Origin of the sequence: Streptomyces sp. Ru73, from assembly GCF_002920575.1 — a bacterium.
Lineage (GTDB): Bacteria > Actinomycetota > Actinomycetes > Streptomycetales > Streptomycetaceae > Streptomyces.
In genome coordinates this window covers 1-14,398 of the sequence record NZ_PQSQ01000141.1, presented here as the reverse complement: position 1 = coordinate 14,398, position 14,398 = coordinate 1, and the positions used below count along the sequence as shown (strand labels likewise).

Sequence of the window (14,398 nt, the reverse complement as noted above, 5' to 3'; positions counted from 1 at the left end):
TCGATGATGCACTCGTGCGCGACCAGGCCGCCGGGGCCGGTGTAGAGCACGGGGTAGTGCGGCTCGAGGCGCTTGGCGATGTAGTTGGCGGAGAGCACCGCGACCTGGGTGGCGCGCTTCAGGCCCTCGCCGCCCATGAGCCGGACGTACGCCCAGGAGATCGGCAGGATGCCGGCCGAGCCCCAGGGCGCGGCGGAGATCGGGCCGACGCCGGTCTCGGGGCCTGCGGTGGGCTGGAGCGGGTGGTTGGGGAGGTACGGCGCGAGGTGCGCGCGCACGCCGACCGGGCCGACGCCGGGGCCGCCGCCGCCGTGTGGGATGCAGAAGGTCTTGTGCAGGTTCAGGTGCGAGACGTCGCCGCCGAACTTGCCCGGTTCGGCGACGCCGACCAGCGCGTTGAGGTTGGCGCCGTCCACGTAGACCTGGCCGCCGGCGTCGTGCACGGCCGCGCAGATCTGGGTGATGTGCTCCTCGAACACGCCGTGGGTGGACGGGTAGGTGACCATCAGGACGGCCAGCTCGTCGCGGTACTGCTCGATCTTGGCGTGCAGGTCGTCGGCGTCGACCTCGCCGTTCTCGCCGGTCTTGACGACGACGACCTTCATGCCGGCCATCACGGCGCTGGCCGCGTTGGTGCCGTGCGCGGAGGACGGGATGAGGCAGACGGTGCGCTGCTCGTCGCCGTTGGCGCGGTGGTACGCGCGGACGGCGAGCAGGCCCGCGAGTTCGCCCTGGGAGCCGGCGTTGGGCTGGAGGGAGACCTTGTCGTAGCCGGTGACGACGGCGAGGCGCTCCTCCAGTTCCTGGATGAGGGTGAGGTAGCCCTGGGCCTGGTCGACCGGCGCGAAGGGGTGCAGCTGGCCGAACTGCGGCCAGGTCACCGGCTCCATCTCGGTGGTGGCGTTCAGCTTCATCGTGCAGGAGCCGAGCGGGATCATGCCGCGGTCCAGCGCGTAGTCGCGGTCGGCGAGGGTGCGCAGGTAGCGCAGCATCGCGGTCTCGGAGCGGTGCTGGTGGAAGACCGGGTGGGCGAGGTAGTCGTCGGTGCGCAGCAGGGACTCGGGCAGCGCGTCGGCGGCGGCCGCGTCGAGCTGCTCGATGTCGCCCTGGACGCCGAAGGCGCCGAGTACGGCGGTGAGCTGGGCGCGCCCGGTGGTCTCGTCGCAGGCGATGCCGACCAGGTCGGCGTCGACCTGGCGGAGGTTGACGCCGGCCTCGCGCGCCGCGGCGACGATCTCGGCGGCGCGGCCGGGGACGCGCGCGGTGAGGGTGTCGAAGTACGTACCGTGCAGCACCTCGATGCCGCCGGTGCGCAGGCCCTCGGCGAGGATCGTGGCGTAGCGGTGGGTGCGGCGGGCGATCGCGGCCAGGCCCTCGGGGCCGTGGTAGACGGCGTACATGCCGGCCATGACGGCGAGGAGGACCTGCGCGGTGCAGATGTTGCTGGTGGCCTTCTCGCGGCGGATGTGCTGCTCGCGGGTCTGGAGGGCCAGGCGGTAGGCCTTGTTGCCGTCGGCGTCGACGGAGACGCCGACCAGGCGGCCGGGGAGGCTGCGGGCGAACTTCTCGCGGACGGCCATGTAGCCGGCGTGCGGGCCGCCGAAGCCCATCGGGACGCCGAAGCGCTGGGTGGTGCCGATGGCGATGTCGGCGCCCAGTTCTCCGGGCGAGGTGAGGAGGGTCAGGGCCAGCAGGTCGGCGGCGATGGTCACGATCGCGCCAAGTTCGTGAGCCTGTTCGATGAGGGCGCGGGGGTCGCGGACCGCTCCGGAGGCGCCGGGGTACTGCAGCAGCACGCCGAAGACGCCACGCTCGGCGATCTCCGCGGGGATGCCGTCGCTCAGGTCGGCGACGACGACCTCGACGCCGGTGGGCTCGGCGCGGGTCTCTATGACGGCGATGGTCTGCGGGAGGCAGTCGGCGTCGACGAGGAAGACGCCCTTCTTGACCTTGCCGACGCGGCGGGCGAGCGCCATGGCCTCGGCCGCTGCGGTGCCCTCGTCCAGCAGGGAGGCGCCGGAGGTGGGCAGGCCGGTGAGGTCGGCGACCATGGTCTGGAAGTTGAGCAGCGCCTCCAGGCGGCCCTGCGAGATCTCCGGCTGGTACGGGGTGTACGCGGTGTACCAGGCCGGGTTCTCCATGACGTTGCGCAGGATCACCGGCGGGGTGAACGTGCCGTAGTAGCCCAGGCCGATCATGGAGGAGAGCACGCGGTTGCGGTCCGCGAGGCCCCGCAGCTCGTCCAGGACGTCCGCTTCGCTGCGGCCCTGGGGCAGGTCCAGCGCCTCCGTGCTCTTGATCACGTCGGGGACGGCGGCCGCGGTGAGCTCATCCAGCGAGCCGAAGCCGATATGGGCCAGCATCTTGGCCTGGGACGCCTGGTCGGGGCCGATGTGGCGCTGCTCGAAGGGGGTGCCGCGTTCCAGCTCGGTCAGGGAGATGCGGTGGGTGGTCATCTGCGGGGGCCTCCTGGTCTCTGGGACCTACGAGGGGCACCACGGCGCGGGTGCCCGGACGGCCTCCCCCTCTGTCATCTCAACCTGAGAGCTTCACCGGAACGTACGCAACGCCCGGTTTTCACCGTCGGTGAGGAGGGGCTCCGGTACTGCGCTGGTCCGTGGCCCACCCTGCTTTCCAGAGTGATCTCGTCCGCGCGGTACGGGTGCCTGAGAGATTCCGGGGAGGAGTTGCTCCTTCGGCGCCTCCGGCCCGGGGGACGGAGAGCTCTCCCGCACGGGGTCATCGATCGCTGACCAGCCTACCAGCGTGGCCAGTGGGCACTCTTCGAGTGGCCAGGGTGGCAATTGTGCCGTTTCGTAGGTCCCACAGGGCAGTTCCGGCAGGTAGGAGGAACCGTGCAGACCGACATCGATCCCCGCAGTCTGATCGGCCGCAAGGCGTTCGACCGGCACGGCACCAAGATCGGCACCATTGACGAGGTGTACCTGGACGACGCGACCGGCGAGCCGGAGTGGGCGGCGATCCGTACGGGTCTCTTCAGCCGGGACGCGTTCGTGCCGCTGGAGCCCAGCAAGCTGGTCGACGACGTGCTGCACGTTCCGTACGAGCGCAGGCTGATCAAGGACGCGCCGGACTTCGGGGTGGGCCGGCACCTCTCCCCCGAGCAGGAACTCCAGCTCTACCACCACTACCGGCTGGATATCTCCGCGACCGACGCGGCGCCCGCCGGCTCCGCCGACCGGGACTTCGGGCGGATAGCGGGCTCACCGGAGGACTGAACGGCGGCCGGGACCCCGCCGCCGGGCATGGCCTGACCATCGGGCACGGCCTGGCCCTCGGGCGCGGCCCGGCCCTCGGATATCGGCGGTAGTGCTGCGCCGTCGCCGTCCGCCGCAGCCGGCCCGTCCGGCACACCTGGCGTGCCCTCCGCGGCCCTCGCCGCGTCCGGTCCGCCGCCCACGAGGGGCAGCGGCTCCCCCGGGGAGAGCGCCGGATCGTCCACCGGGAAGGTCCGGACCCGGCCGGGCTCGGACCACGGCTGCTCGAATCGCACGGTGACCCGCCCCAGACCGCTTCCCTGGACCCATCCAGGGCCGTACTCGGCATGGACGACGTCCAGGCCCGGCACCCACCTCCGGGGGCGCTCAGGGGCCTCCTCAGGCGCTTCTGTCCCACCGCTCCCGTGCGCACCGGCAGCCGCACCGGCCTCCTCGGCGAGCCTGGCCGCCTCCTCGGCCGCCCGCTCCGTCGCCGCCTGCGCGAAAAGGTCCTCCTGCGTGAAGTCGGCGAGGCCGCTCACGCCCACCCCGAGCAGCCGCACCCCGCCCGTCGTGTCGATCTGCTCCAGCAGCCGCCCGGCCGCCTCCCGCACCACCGCGGGGTCGTCCGTCGGCCCACGCTGGGTCTCGGACCTGGTCAGGGTGGAGAAGTCGTAGTTGCGCACCTTCAGCACGACCGTACGGCCGGACCGCCCGGCCGCCCGCAGCCGCTGCACGCACCGGTCCGCCAGCCGCATCACCTCGGCGCGCACCCGTGTGCGGTCGGTGAGGTCCACCTCGAAGGTGTCCTCGACGGAGATCGACTTGGCGTCCCGCTCCGCGACCACCGGGCGGTCGTCCTGCCCGAGCGCCATGGCGTACAGCCCCGTGCCGTGCGCCCGGCCCAGCAGCCGTACCAGCTCCGCCTCGCCGGCCTCCGCGGTCTCGGCGACCGTGTGGATGCCCGCCTTGCGCAGCGCCTCGGCCGTGGCCGGGCCGACGCCGGGCAGCGTCCGCACGCTCATCGGCGCGAGCAGCTCCCGCTCGGTGCCCGGCTCGATCAGCACCAGGCCGTCCGGCTTGGCCTGCTCGGACGCGATCTTCGCCAGCATCTTGGCGCCCGCGAGGCCCACCGAGCCGGTCAGGCCCGTGACCGCGAGGATGTCGCGGCGCAGCTGCTCCCCCACCGCGCGGGCCGAGCGCGCGTCGTCGGCGACCCCGCCGGCCTCCAGGTCGACGAACGCCTCGTCCAGGCTCAGCGGCTCGACCAGGGGCGACAGCTCGTGGAGCAGGGCCATGACCTTGTCGCTGATCTCGCGGTACACGTGGAAGCGGGGGGCGAGATACGCGGCGTTCGGGCAGAGGCGGCGGGCCTGGGCGGTGGGCATGGCCGAGCGGACGCCGAAGACGCGGGCCTCGTACGACGCGGTGGAGACGACGCCGCGCCCGCCGATGCCGCCCACCACCACGGGCTTCCCGCGCAGGCTGGGCTTGGCCGCCTGCTCGGCGGCCGCGAAGAACGCATCCATGTCCAGATGCAGGATCGTCGGCGCACGTCTCACGTCACTGATGGTGCCGTACGCCACTGACAATCGGCCGCCCGGCGGGCCGGTGAGCCGCCGGTGGGCCGAGGAAGGGCCCCGGCCGGCCTGCGGAAATGATCGCGGGAGGGCGCTGCGGGCCCGTTGTCCGCCGGGCCCGGGCCGTCAGACCGCGCGGTTGCGGCGGCGCGCCAGTTCGTCGTGGGGGTTGTGGCCGACGAGGGTCTCGCCGGTGTCCACGCGCTCTCCGTGCAGCTGCGCGAGCCCGGCCTCCACGTCCCGCCAGACCACGCCGACGGCGATGCCGAAGACGCCCTGGCCGCCCTGGAGCAGGTCGACGACCTCGTCGGGCGAGGTGCACTCGTACACGGTCGCGCCGTCGCTCATCAGCGTCATCTGCGCCAGGTCGGACAGCTCGCGCGAGGCGAGGTGCTGCACGGCCGTGCGGATGTTCTGGAGCGAGACGCCGGTGTCCAGCAGCCGCTTCACGATCTTCAGGACGACGACGTCCCGGAAGCTGTAGAGCCGCTGGGTGCCCGACCCGTAGGCGGGCCGCACGCTGGGCTCGACCAGGCCGGTGCGCGCCCAGTAGTCCAGCTGTCGATAGGTGATGCCCGCGGCGGCACACGCCGTCGGCCCCCGGTACCCGATGGTCTCCGTACTCGGGCCTACCGGCTTTCCTGCGGCCTGTGCCGGGGCACGGTTTATCGGGGCACGGTTCGCTGCGCCACTGTGAAGCGGCAATGCCCCTCCCGCCGCCGTACCGTCGCCGGTGATTGCCACGCCGACCTCCGTCCTCCACGTCCCGGACGGGACCTGCCTCATCGACGGTATGCAGTCACTCGGGGTGCGTCAACGATCGCCGCGCTCGCCACGCCGAGTGATAATCACCCTACGAGTGGTTTCACGTGACTTTATGCGGGGCATGTGTGGTGGGTTGTGCGCCGGGCGTGCTCTGGTGCGCCCCGCACGCCACCTTCCGGCGGCGAGTCCGCACCTGCCTACTGGCTGTTGGTCCCGAAATCCTCGGGCGAGATCTGGTCGAGGAACTCGCGGAACTTCTCCACCTCGTCCTCCTGCTCGTCCGGGATCGCGATGCCGGCATCGTCCAGCACCCCGTCGGTCCCGTAGATCGGCGTACCCGTGCGCAGCGCCAGCGCTATGGCGTCGGACGGGCGGGCGCTGACCTCCACACCGCTGGCGAAGACCAGCTCGGCGTAGAAGACACCTTCCCGCAGGTCCGTGATGCGCACCTGGGACAGCTCCTGGCCCACCGCCTCCAGCACGTCCTTGAAGAGGTCGTGCGTCAGCGGCCTGGCAGGGGCCATGCCCTGCTGGGCGAAGGCGATGGCGGTCGCCTCGCCGGGCCCGATCCAAATGGGCAGGTAGCGGTCGCCTCCCACCTCGCGCAACAGCACGATCGGTTGGTTGGAAGGCATTTCCACCCGGACACCCACGACGTCGAGCTCGTTCACACAGCAACCCTAGGACGTGCCCGGCCGGTTTGGATAGTCGGGCACCCCCTCGGCGGGGGTGGCCGACTGCCCAAGGTCACGGCAGCCGGACGTGGAGGGCGGCCTGGACCAGGGCCGCATGAAGTCGTACGGAGAGGGTGGCCAGCTCCCTGGCCGTGGCCTCCGCATGGGCCCTGGTCTGCGGATTGCGGTGCCGCTTCAACGGCGCCACGACCTGCTCGATCAGGCCCGCCTCGCGCTCGGCGGCGGCCTTCACCGCCCGCAGATGGCGCGCTTCCAGGCCGAAACGGCCCAGCTCGGCGACGAGCTTGGCAACCGTGACGGCTTCGATGTCGTACCCGCCGTCGGACGCCGGAGCGAGCAGTCCGTACGCCTCCCAGTCCGCGAGCTCGGACTCGTCCACCTCAGTGGCGGCCAGCAGCTCGTCGCGGCCGATCCGGGCGGCCGTCGGATGCTCACCGGACGGCTCCTGCACGCCGTCCAGCAGCTCCCTGGGCGCCGTGGCGGGCGCCGGCAGCTGCACGTCCTCACCGCGCGCCACGGCGTCCAGGTGCTCACGGATGACCTTCAGCGGCAGGTAGTGGTCGCGCTGCATGCGCAGCACGCCCGCCAGCCGCTCCACGTCCTCCGTGCTGAACTTGCGGTACCCGGACGGCGTACGCTGCGGCTCGACCAGCCCCTCGGACTCCAGGAAACGGATCTTGGAGATCGTGACCTCGGGGAATTCGTCGCGCAGCAGGTTGAGCACCGTACCGATGCTCACCAGCTCGCCGCCCGCGGCGGCGGTGCCGGAGGACCCGGCACCGCCCGACGGTGTGTGGTGCATGTGCCTTCCCTGGCGGGTCAGATGCCGACCGCCCGCTGGCTCGCGTAGAAGACCAGCCGGAACTTGCCGATCTGCACCTCGTCGCCGTTGGCGAGCGGCACGGAGTCGATCCGCTCACGGTTGACGTAGGTGCCGTTCAGGCTGCCGACGTCGGTGACGGTGAAGCCGCCGTCCTGGCCGCGGCGGAACTCCACGTGGCTGCGGGAGACCGTCACGTCGTCCAGGAAGATGTCACTCTGCGGATGGCGGCCCGCCGTGGTCAGGTCGCTGTCCAGCAGGAAGCGGCTGCCGGAGTTGGGGCCCCGGCGGACGACGAGGAGCGCGGAGCCGAGCGGCAGCGCGTCCACGGCGGCCTGGGCCTCGGGGGACAGCGAAGGCATCGGGGTCTGCCCCGTCGTCTCCGCGTCGTACGCCTCGATCCCCGAGATGGAGATGGTCGAGGTCGTCTCGGAGGGACGCTCGGCCTGCCCCCCGGCGCGCAGCGGCGCGCCGCAGTTGGAGCAGAACCGGCTCGCCTCGGCATTGCGGTGCCCGCACCTCGTACAAACCGGCAAGGCGGACCCTCCACCCATAGCGGCTGATGGTTCCTGGAAACCTATGGGCGCGGACGCGGCAGGGTCAACAGAACCCGGCCGCTGACCACCGGAAGTGCCACCGGCCGGGCCGGCCACCTCGTCACGGAAGAGCGGACGCTCCTCATTGGCCGCCGGCTCACCTGACTGCCGCGGCGCTGCGTGCCGCGCGGAGGCATTGCCGCCGTCCTTGCGGTCACTCTTGCCGAACAGCTTTGCAAAAAAACTCACGGGCGATTCCCCTTGAACGAAACAGACCCGCCCGTGGGGCAGGACGAACCCTCGATGCACACACCGGCCGATCCGGACATCCATTCAACGTCCGAGGCCTTCACACAGTTTCCACCACGCACCACTTGTGCGGTGCGCCGACCCCCGGCTACCTCATGCCCCGTCGCACGCCTCGCCATACGTTCCCGCCTCACTGCGACGACGACCGCGCGTAGTCGGGCCGCTCCGCCTTGCGCAAGGCATCCACGACGATCTTGTCCTGACGGGTCACAGACACCGTGGCCTGCTCCTTCTCCAATGTCTGCACGACTCCGCCCGGGATGTTCAGGGCCGGCTCCAGGTCCTCGGGCTTGCCGATGACCTTGAAGCGGAAGGGCTGCACGACCCGCTTCCCGTCGATCTCCACACCGCCCCGCACGTCCGAGACGTAGGTGTTCGCCACGACACGGACGTCGTTGACCTGAATGGCCTCCGCGCCGGCCGCGCGCAGCTCCTGGATCGTGTCCAGGAGCTTGTCCGCCTCGACGGAGCGGGACGGGTCGTTGATCGTGAGCGAGATGCCGGGCCCCTCGGCCGCCACCGTACCGGCCAGCACCCCGAGCTGCTGTTCTTTTTCCACCGTCTGCTTACGGGCCTCCTCGGCCTGGTCCGAGCTGTTCTCCAGCTCGGTCTTCTGGCCTTCCAACCGCCGTTGCTCGTCCTCCAGGCGCTGCGAGCGGTCGTCGAGCTCGTCAAGGATGCGCACCAGGTCCTCCTGGCGCGCTCCGCGCAGCGCACTGCTGTCACTGGTGGAACGTACCTGAATCGCGAGCCCCAGCCCGAGAATGAACAGCAGTACGGCGGCAATCAATTGAGCCCGATTCAGCCGCGGCGGCCACAGGCCGGCTTTCAGCCGCTCCCGGCCGGTGAGCTGGGGCGCGCCGTCCGACTCCGAAGGCGCACCGGAGGTCTGCCCTCCCGTGGGAGGCGGTCCGGGCGGTACGGAGCCGTGGTGCCCCGCCTTGGGGGCGGCGTGGTGGGCGGGACGATGGCCTTCGGGGCCTGCGGACGCGCCGCCGGGATGACCGCTCTGCGGTCCCTGGGGGCCGCCGCCGGCACCCTGCCGCTCGGGCGGCATGGGCAGCCGCCCCGAGGGCCCAGGACGGCCGCCGGGGCCCTGCGGACGGCCCGGTACGGGTCCGCGTGCCGGGCCCTGGGAACGACCGCGTACGGGGCCGTGAGGGCCGTACGGGGCGCCCTGGCCGGGACCTTGCGGACGTCCCTGGGGAGCCGGGCGGCCCTGCCCGGGCGCGGGGCGCAGCGGACGCCCCTGAGGCGGTCCCTGCAGGGGTCCCTGAAGACGGCCGGGTCCGGGACGCTGCGGGCCGCCCTCACCGGCGCCGCGCGTCGTGCCCCTCGTGGGCGGGGCGGGCCGGTCCTCGACCTCCTCAGGTGCTGCCTCCCGGGACGTACCAGTGGCTTCGGCCGCCTCGGACGAGGCGGGCTTCCCGGGCGCCTTGGGCGTTTCGCGGCGCTCCGGGACATCGCGGCGCTCCGCGCCCTCGTGGTCCGCGGCCGGCTCACCGTCTCCGCTCGCCGCGGGACGTTTCTGCGCGCCGGCCGCACCCTCACGCTCGGCGGGCCGCTCGTCTTCCTGCGCTGCGGGCGCCGCTTCTTCGTGCCCGGACGACTCGTCGCCCTCCGGGGACACACTGCCCTCGGGGGCGGTGTCCTTCTCGGGAGGCGTCGCGCCCTTCGGGGACGCGCCGCCTTCCGGTGCGGTCCCCTGGTCCGAAGACGCGCCGCGCTCCGGAGTCTCGTCGTGCTCGTCGGATGCCATCGGCCTCACGCCCTGAACACGTGCCGGCGAATCGCGGCGGCGTTGGAGAAGATGCGGATACCGAGCACCACGACGACACCCGTGGAGAGTTGGGCACCCACGCCCAGTTTGTCCCCGAGGAAGACGATGAGTGCGGCGACGACCACGTTGGACAGGAAGGAGACGACGAAGACCTTGTCGTCGAAGATGCCGTCCAGCATCGCCCTCAGACCGCCGAACACGGCGTCCAGCGCCGCGACGACAGCGATCGGCAGGTAGGGCTCGACCACCGTCGGCACCACGGGACGGACCACAAGTCCGACCACGACTCCCACGATGAGGCCCAGTACGGCGATCACGATGTGCCCTTCCCTGTGTCGGTGCCACCCGGCTGCTCGGCACCGGTCTTCGGCTGTGCGGTACGTACGATCAAGCTCGGCGCGGGCGGCAGCGTGAGCTCGCCCTCGGTGGAAATCCTGGTGCGGACGCCGTAGTTCTGCTGCAGCACGTGCAGGTACTGCCCATCGGCACTGTCCTGGAAGGCGGTGCTGAGGCGCTGCCCGTCGCCCACCGCCAGCACCGTATACGGAGGTGCCAGCGGTTTGTTGTCGACCAGTATGGCGTCTCCGGCCGCCCTGATCGCCGAGAGGGACGTGAGCCGCTGCCCGTTGACGGAGATGGCTTCCGCGCCGGACTGCCACAGCCCGTTGACGACCCGCTGCATGTCCCGGTCGCGCACCCGCCCGGTGTCGGAGAAGCCGGAGCTCTCCCGGGGGCCGCCACCGCCGGCCTCCGCCTCCTTGGCGTCGTCCACGACCAGCTTCACGCCCGGCCCCGTGACCTGCGTGGAGCCGGACAGCAACGCCAGCAGGTCGGCCCGCTCACCGTCGCTCTTCTTGAGCGCCTTGCGCTGAATGGCGCCGACGTCGTCCCGGAGGGAGTCGACGTGCTGCTGGAGCTGGTCCGCCTTGTCGGTGCCCCGGTCGATCCGGGCGATGAGCTCCTCGCGCTCCTTCGCCATGGTGGGGGCCGCTATCCGCGCCTGGGCAGCGCCCACCGTGACGACGAGGGCGGCCAGCACCAGCCCGGCCGCCAGGCCCAACTTGGCCCGCAGCGTGCGCGGCAGGCCACCGTCCTCCGCCGCCTTGCGGGCCGCCGCCTCGGCGTACCCGTCGTCGAGGCTGTGCTCCATGACATTGGTCAGCAGCGACATGGAGGCATCGGGGCGCGGAGCGTTTCCGGGGCTGCTCCGTTCGGGGTGCTGCTGCGACATGCCGCACATCGTCGCACGTCGGGGGCGCAGTCTCCCAATGGCCCCACCGGCGCGCCGAATCGGGACGCGCCGGTGGGGCACGAGGTCAGCGGCCCGCGCTGTCCACGACGGACGACCACTCGTCCAGGAGCTGCTGCGCGGAGGCCTCGTCCGGACCCTCCGCCCACAGGTGGGTGACCGCCTCGGCCGGGTCGGGCAGCACCAGTACCCACCGACCGTCGGCCTCGACGACCCGCACGCCGTCGGTGGTGTCCACCGAGCGGTCGCCGGCCGCCTCGACCACGTGCCGCATGACGAGACCCTTGACCGCCCACGGGGTCGCCAGGTCGCGCTTCTGCACGTGGGCGCGCGGGATACGCGCGTCAATCTGGCTCAGCGTGAGCTGCGTACGGGCCACCAGGCCGATGAGCCGCACGAAGGCCGCCGAACCATCGAACACGCTGGCGAACTCGGGCACGATGAAACCACCACGGCCGTCGCCGCCGAAGATGGTGTCGTCACCCCTGCCGACCCGCGTCAGGTCGTCGGGCGAGGTGGTCGTCCACTCCACCTGCGTGCCGTGGTACGCCGCCACCTGCTCGGCGATCCGGGTCGTGGTCACCGGCAGGGCCACCCGCCCGCTGCGCCGCTCGGCCGCCACCAGGTCCAGCATGACCAGCAGGGCACGGTCGTCCTCGATGATCCGCCCCCGCTCGTCGACGAGCGACAGCCGCTCACCGACGGGGTCGAAGCGCACACCGAAGGCCGCACGCGCCGACGCCACGATCTCGCCCAGCCGCACGAGGCCGGAACGCCGGGCGTCCTCGGTCTCCGTGGGCCGCGACTCGTCGAGACCCGGGTTGATCGTCAGCGAGTCCACGCCGAGCCGGCCGAGCAGGCTGGGCAGCACCAGGCCCGCGCTGCCGTTCGACGCGTCGACGACGACCTTCAGGCCGGCCTCCGCGATACCCGTGGTGTCCACGGACCGCAGCAGCGAGCCGGTGTACGAGTCGAAGACGCTGGACGGGAAGTGCAGGTCTCCGATCTCGCCGGGGAAGGCGCGTCGGTACTCCTGGCGCGCGTACACGCGGTCGAGCTTGCGCTGCCCGGCCTGCGAGAGGTCCGCGCCCCGCTCGTCGAAGAACATGATGTCCACGGAGTCCGGCACACCCGGCGTCGTACGGATCATGATGCCGCCGGCGCTGCCCCTGGCCGTCTGCTGACGGGCCACCGGCAGCGGCACGTTCTCGAGGTCGCGTACGTCGATGGCGCTCGCCTGCAGCGCGGAAATCACCGCGCGCTTCAATGCCCGGGCACCGCGGGAATGGTCACGGGCCGTGGTGACCGAAGCGCCCTTCTTCAGGGTCGTCGCATACGCCCCGGCGAGCCGCACCGCCAGCTCGGGCGTGATCTCCACGTTCAGGATTCCGGAAACACCGCGGGCGCCGAAGAGATGCGCCTGACCGCGGGATTCCCAGATCACCGACGTGTTGACGAATGCGCCCGCCTCGATCGTCTTGAACGGATAGACGCGGACGTTGCCCTGGACGATCGATTCCTCACCGATGAGGCACTCGTCGCCGATGACGGCGCCGTCCTCGATACGGGCGGCCCGCATCACGTCGGTGTTCTTTCCGATGACGCAGCCGCGGAGGTTGCACTGCTCCCCGATGTACACGTTGTCGTGCACCACGGCCTTGTGCAGGAACGCACCGCTCTTCACGACCACATTCGAGCCGACGACGGTGTGCTCGCGCAGCTCGACACCGGCCTCGACCTTCGCGTAGTCGCCGATGTAGAGCGGGCCGCGCAATACGGCGTCCGGGTGAACCTCCGCGCCCTCCGCCACCCAGACACCCGGCGACATCTCGAAGCCGTCGATATCGACATCGACTTTTCCTTCGAGGATGTCGGCCTGCGCCTTCACATAGCTCTCGTGCGTGCCGACGTCCTCCCAGTAGCCCTCGGCGACATAGCCGTAGATGGGCTTGCCTTCCTTCATGAGCTGCGGGAAGACATCGCCGGACCAGTCCACCGGAACATCCGGTTCCACGTAGTCGAAGACCTCGGGCTCCATCACGTAGATGCCCGTGTTCACGGTGTCGGAGAAAACCTGTCCCCAGGTCGGCTTCTCCAGGAACCGCTCGACCTTTCCGTCCTCATCGACAATCGTGATGCCAAATTCAAGCGGGTTGGGAACCCTCGTCAGGCAGACGGTGACGAGCGCGCCCTTCTCCTTGTGGAAACGGATCAGGTCGGTCAGGTCGAAGTCGGTGAGCGCGTCACCCGAGATCACCAGGAAGGCATCGTCCTTGAGCGCCTCCTCGGCGTTCTTGACGCTGCCGGCGGTGCCGAGCGGCTTTTCCTCATTGGCGTACGTGAGCTCCATGCCGAGCTCTTCGCCATCACCGAAATAGTTGCGCACCAGTGAGGCCAGGAATTGAACCGTCACTACGGTCTCACTGAGGCCATGCCGTTTCAACAGCCGCAGCACGTGCTCCATGATCGGCCTGTTCGCCACCGGAAGCAGCGGCTTGGGCATGCTCGAAGTCATGGGCCGAAGGCGCGTGCCTTCGCCGCCCGCCATCACAACGGCCTTCATATCGGAAGCGTCCTCCTCGAAGAGACGACGATCTAGCCGACTTCACCCGTCCAGATAGCCCACTTACGTGAGTCGGGCACCCGGCCGCCACGCCTGCCGGTTAAGGAGAGCTCAGTCAGCCGCAGTGTCCGCCTTGATGATGCGGCGGACCTGCACCACATAGAGGATTCCTGCCCACCAGTAGAGCGTTGTACCCCATCCGGCGAACGCCCATCCGAAAATAGCAGCGAGTGTATGCAGCCAGCCACTTCCGTCACTGAGAAGCAGCAACGGGAACGCATACATCAGGTTGAACGTGGCCGCCTTGCCCAGGAAGTTCACCTGCGGCGGCCCGTACCGATGCCGGCTGAGCCATCCCACGGCCACCAGCAGCATCAGCTCGCGGGCGAGCAACGCGATGGTCAGCCAGAGCGGAAGGATCTCCCGCCAGGTCAGCCCCACCAGGGTGGACAGTATGTAGAGCCGGTCGGCCGCCGGGTCGAGAATGCGGCCCAGGCTGCTGATCTGATTCCAGCGACGGGCGAGCTTACCGTCGAGATAGTCGCTGACACCGCTCAGGGCCAGGACCAGCAGGGCCCAGCCGTCGGCCTTCGGACCGCCGAATTCCGGCCACAGGATGAGCCACAGGAACACGGGTACGCCAACCAGGCGAGCCATGCTCAGAATGTTGGGGATGGTGAGGACGCGATCGGTCTGGATCCGCGTCTCCTGAACCTCCACCCGTGGGCCTCCTGTGGGAAACGTAGCGATGATGCCCCATGACTTTACCTGCCCGGTTCGTCCCCCCGTACCGCGGGCCCCGTATCGGCCACCGGCGGGCAGGCCGGCACCGCCGGGCGGTGACCGGAAACGAACGAGACGCAATGCCGGCCCGAACGACAGG

12 protein-coding genes and 1 riboswitch are annotated in these 14,398 nt (G+C 70.7%); of the genes, 1 reads left to right on the top strand and 11 read right to left on the bottom strand.

Features of this window, described 5'->3' with window-relative positions:
• The coding region (gcvP, locus tag C3486_RS34295) for an aminomethyl-transferring glycine dehydrogenase (protein ID WP_103836773.1) at positions 1 to 2,456 on the bottom strand (2,456 nt) is incomplete at its 3' end.
• A 188-nt stretch (positions 2,457 to 2,644) separates the two neighbouring features.
• A riboswitch (glycine riboswitch) is annotated at positions 2,645 to 2,742 on the bottom strand.
• A 113-nt stretch (positions 2,743 to 2,855) separates the two neighbouring features.
• Here gcvP and C3486_RS34290 point away from each other — a divergent pair.
• Positions 2,856 to 3,239: a PRC-barrel domain-containing protein gene (locus C3486_RS34290; protein ID WP_103836770.1), complete on the top strand. Its 384-nt coding sequence runs from the start codon at positions 2,856 to 2,858 to the stop codon at positions 3,237 to 3,239.
• Here C3486_RS34290 and C3486_RS34285 read toward each other — a convergent pair.
• From C3486_RS34285 to C3486_RS34240, 10 genes are all read right to left on the bottom strand, one after another.
• A complete protein-coding gene (locus C3486_RS34285) occupies positions 3,149 to 4,780 on the bottom strand; it encodes a DNA polymerase IV (RefSeq protein ID WP_103836772.1) in 1,632 nt (543 codons plus the stop codon). The two genes, C3486_RS34290 and C3486_RS34285, sit on opposite strands and share 91 nt — an antisense overlap.
• 144 nt (positions 4,781 to 4,924) lie before the next feature.
• A complete protein-coding gene (locus C3486_RS34280) occupies positions 4,925 to 5,542 on the bottom strand; it encodes a MerR family transcriptional regulator (RefSeq protein ID WP_103836769.1) in 618 nt (205 codons plus the stop codon).
• Positions 5,543 to 5,760: 218 nt separating this feature from the next.
• Positions 5,761 to 6,234: a bifunctional nuclease family protein gene (locus C3486_RS34275; RefSeq protein WP_030263902.1), complete on the bottom strand. Its 474-nt coding sequence runs from the start codon at positions 6,232 to 6,234 to the stop codon at positions 5,761 to 5,763.
• A gap of 76 nt (positions 6,235 to 6,310) precedes the next feature.
• Positions 6,311 to 7,060, bottom strand: a complete 750-nt coding sequence (locus C3486_RS34270) for a MerR family transcriptional regulator (RefSeq protein WP_103836768.1) — start codon at positions 7,058 to 7,060, stop codon at positions 6,311 to 6,313.
• Positions 7,061 to 7,077: 17 nt separating this feature from the next.
• The gene (locus C3486_RS38665; protein WP_308461285.1) at positions 7,078 to 7,614 is read right to left on the bottom strand and encodes an FHA domain-containing protein; all 537 of its coding nucleotides are present in this window, start codon (positions 7,612 to 7,614) and stop codon (positions 7,078 to 7,080) included.
• A 439-nt stretch (positions 7,615 to 8,053) separates the two neighbouring features.
• A complete protein-coding gene (locus tag C3486_RS34260) occupies positions 8,054 to 8,980 on the bottom strand; it encodes a DUF881 domain-containing protein (protein WP_258053179.1) in 927 nt (308 codons plus the stop codon).
• 707 nt (positions 8,981 to 9,687) lie between these two features.
• A complete protein-coding gene (locus C3486_RS34255) occupies positions 9,688 to 10,020 on the bottom strand; it encodes a small basic family protein (RefSeq protein ID WP_003984969.1) in 333 nt (110 codons plus the stop codon).
• Positions 10,017 to 10,943, bottom strand: coding sequence for a DUF881 domain-containing protein (locus C3486_RS34250; protein WP_181138790.1), 927 nt, complete (start codon positions 10,941 to 10,943; stop codon positions 10,017 to 10,019). The genes C3486_RS34255 and C3486_RS34250 overlap by 4 nt, the downstream gene beginning before the upstream one ends.
• Positions 10,944 to 11,019: 76 nt before the next feature.
• Complete coding sequence (locus C3486_RS34245) at positions 11,020 to 13,515, bottom strand: mannose-1-phosphate guanyltransferase (RefSeq protein ID WP_103836765.1); 2,496 nt, start codon at positions 13,513 to 13,515, stop codon at positions 11,020 to 11,022.
• Positions 13,516 to 13,626: 111 nt separating this feature from the next.
• A complete protein-coding gene (locus tag C3486_RS34240; protein WP_103836764.1) occupies positions 13,627 to 14,235 on the bottom strand; it encodes a CDP-alcohol phosphatidyltransferase family protein in 609 nt (202 codons plus the stop codon).
• Positions 14,236 to 14,398 lie beyond the last annotated feature (163 nt).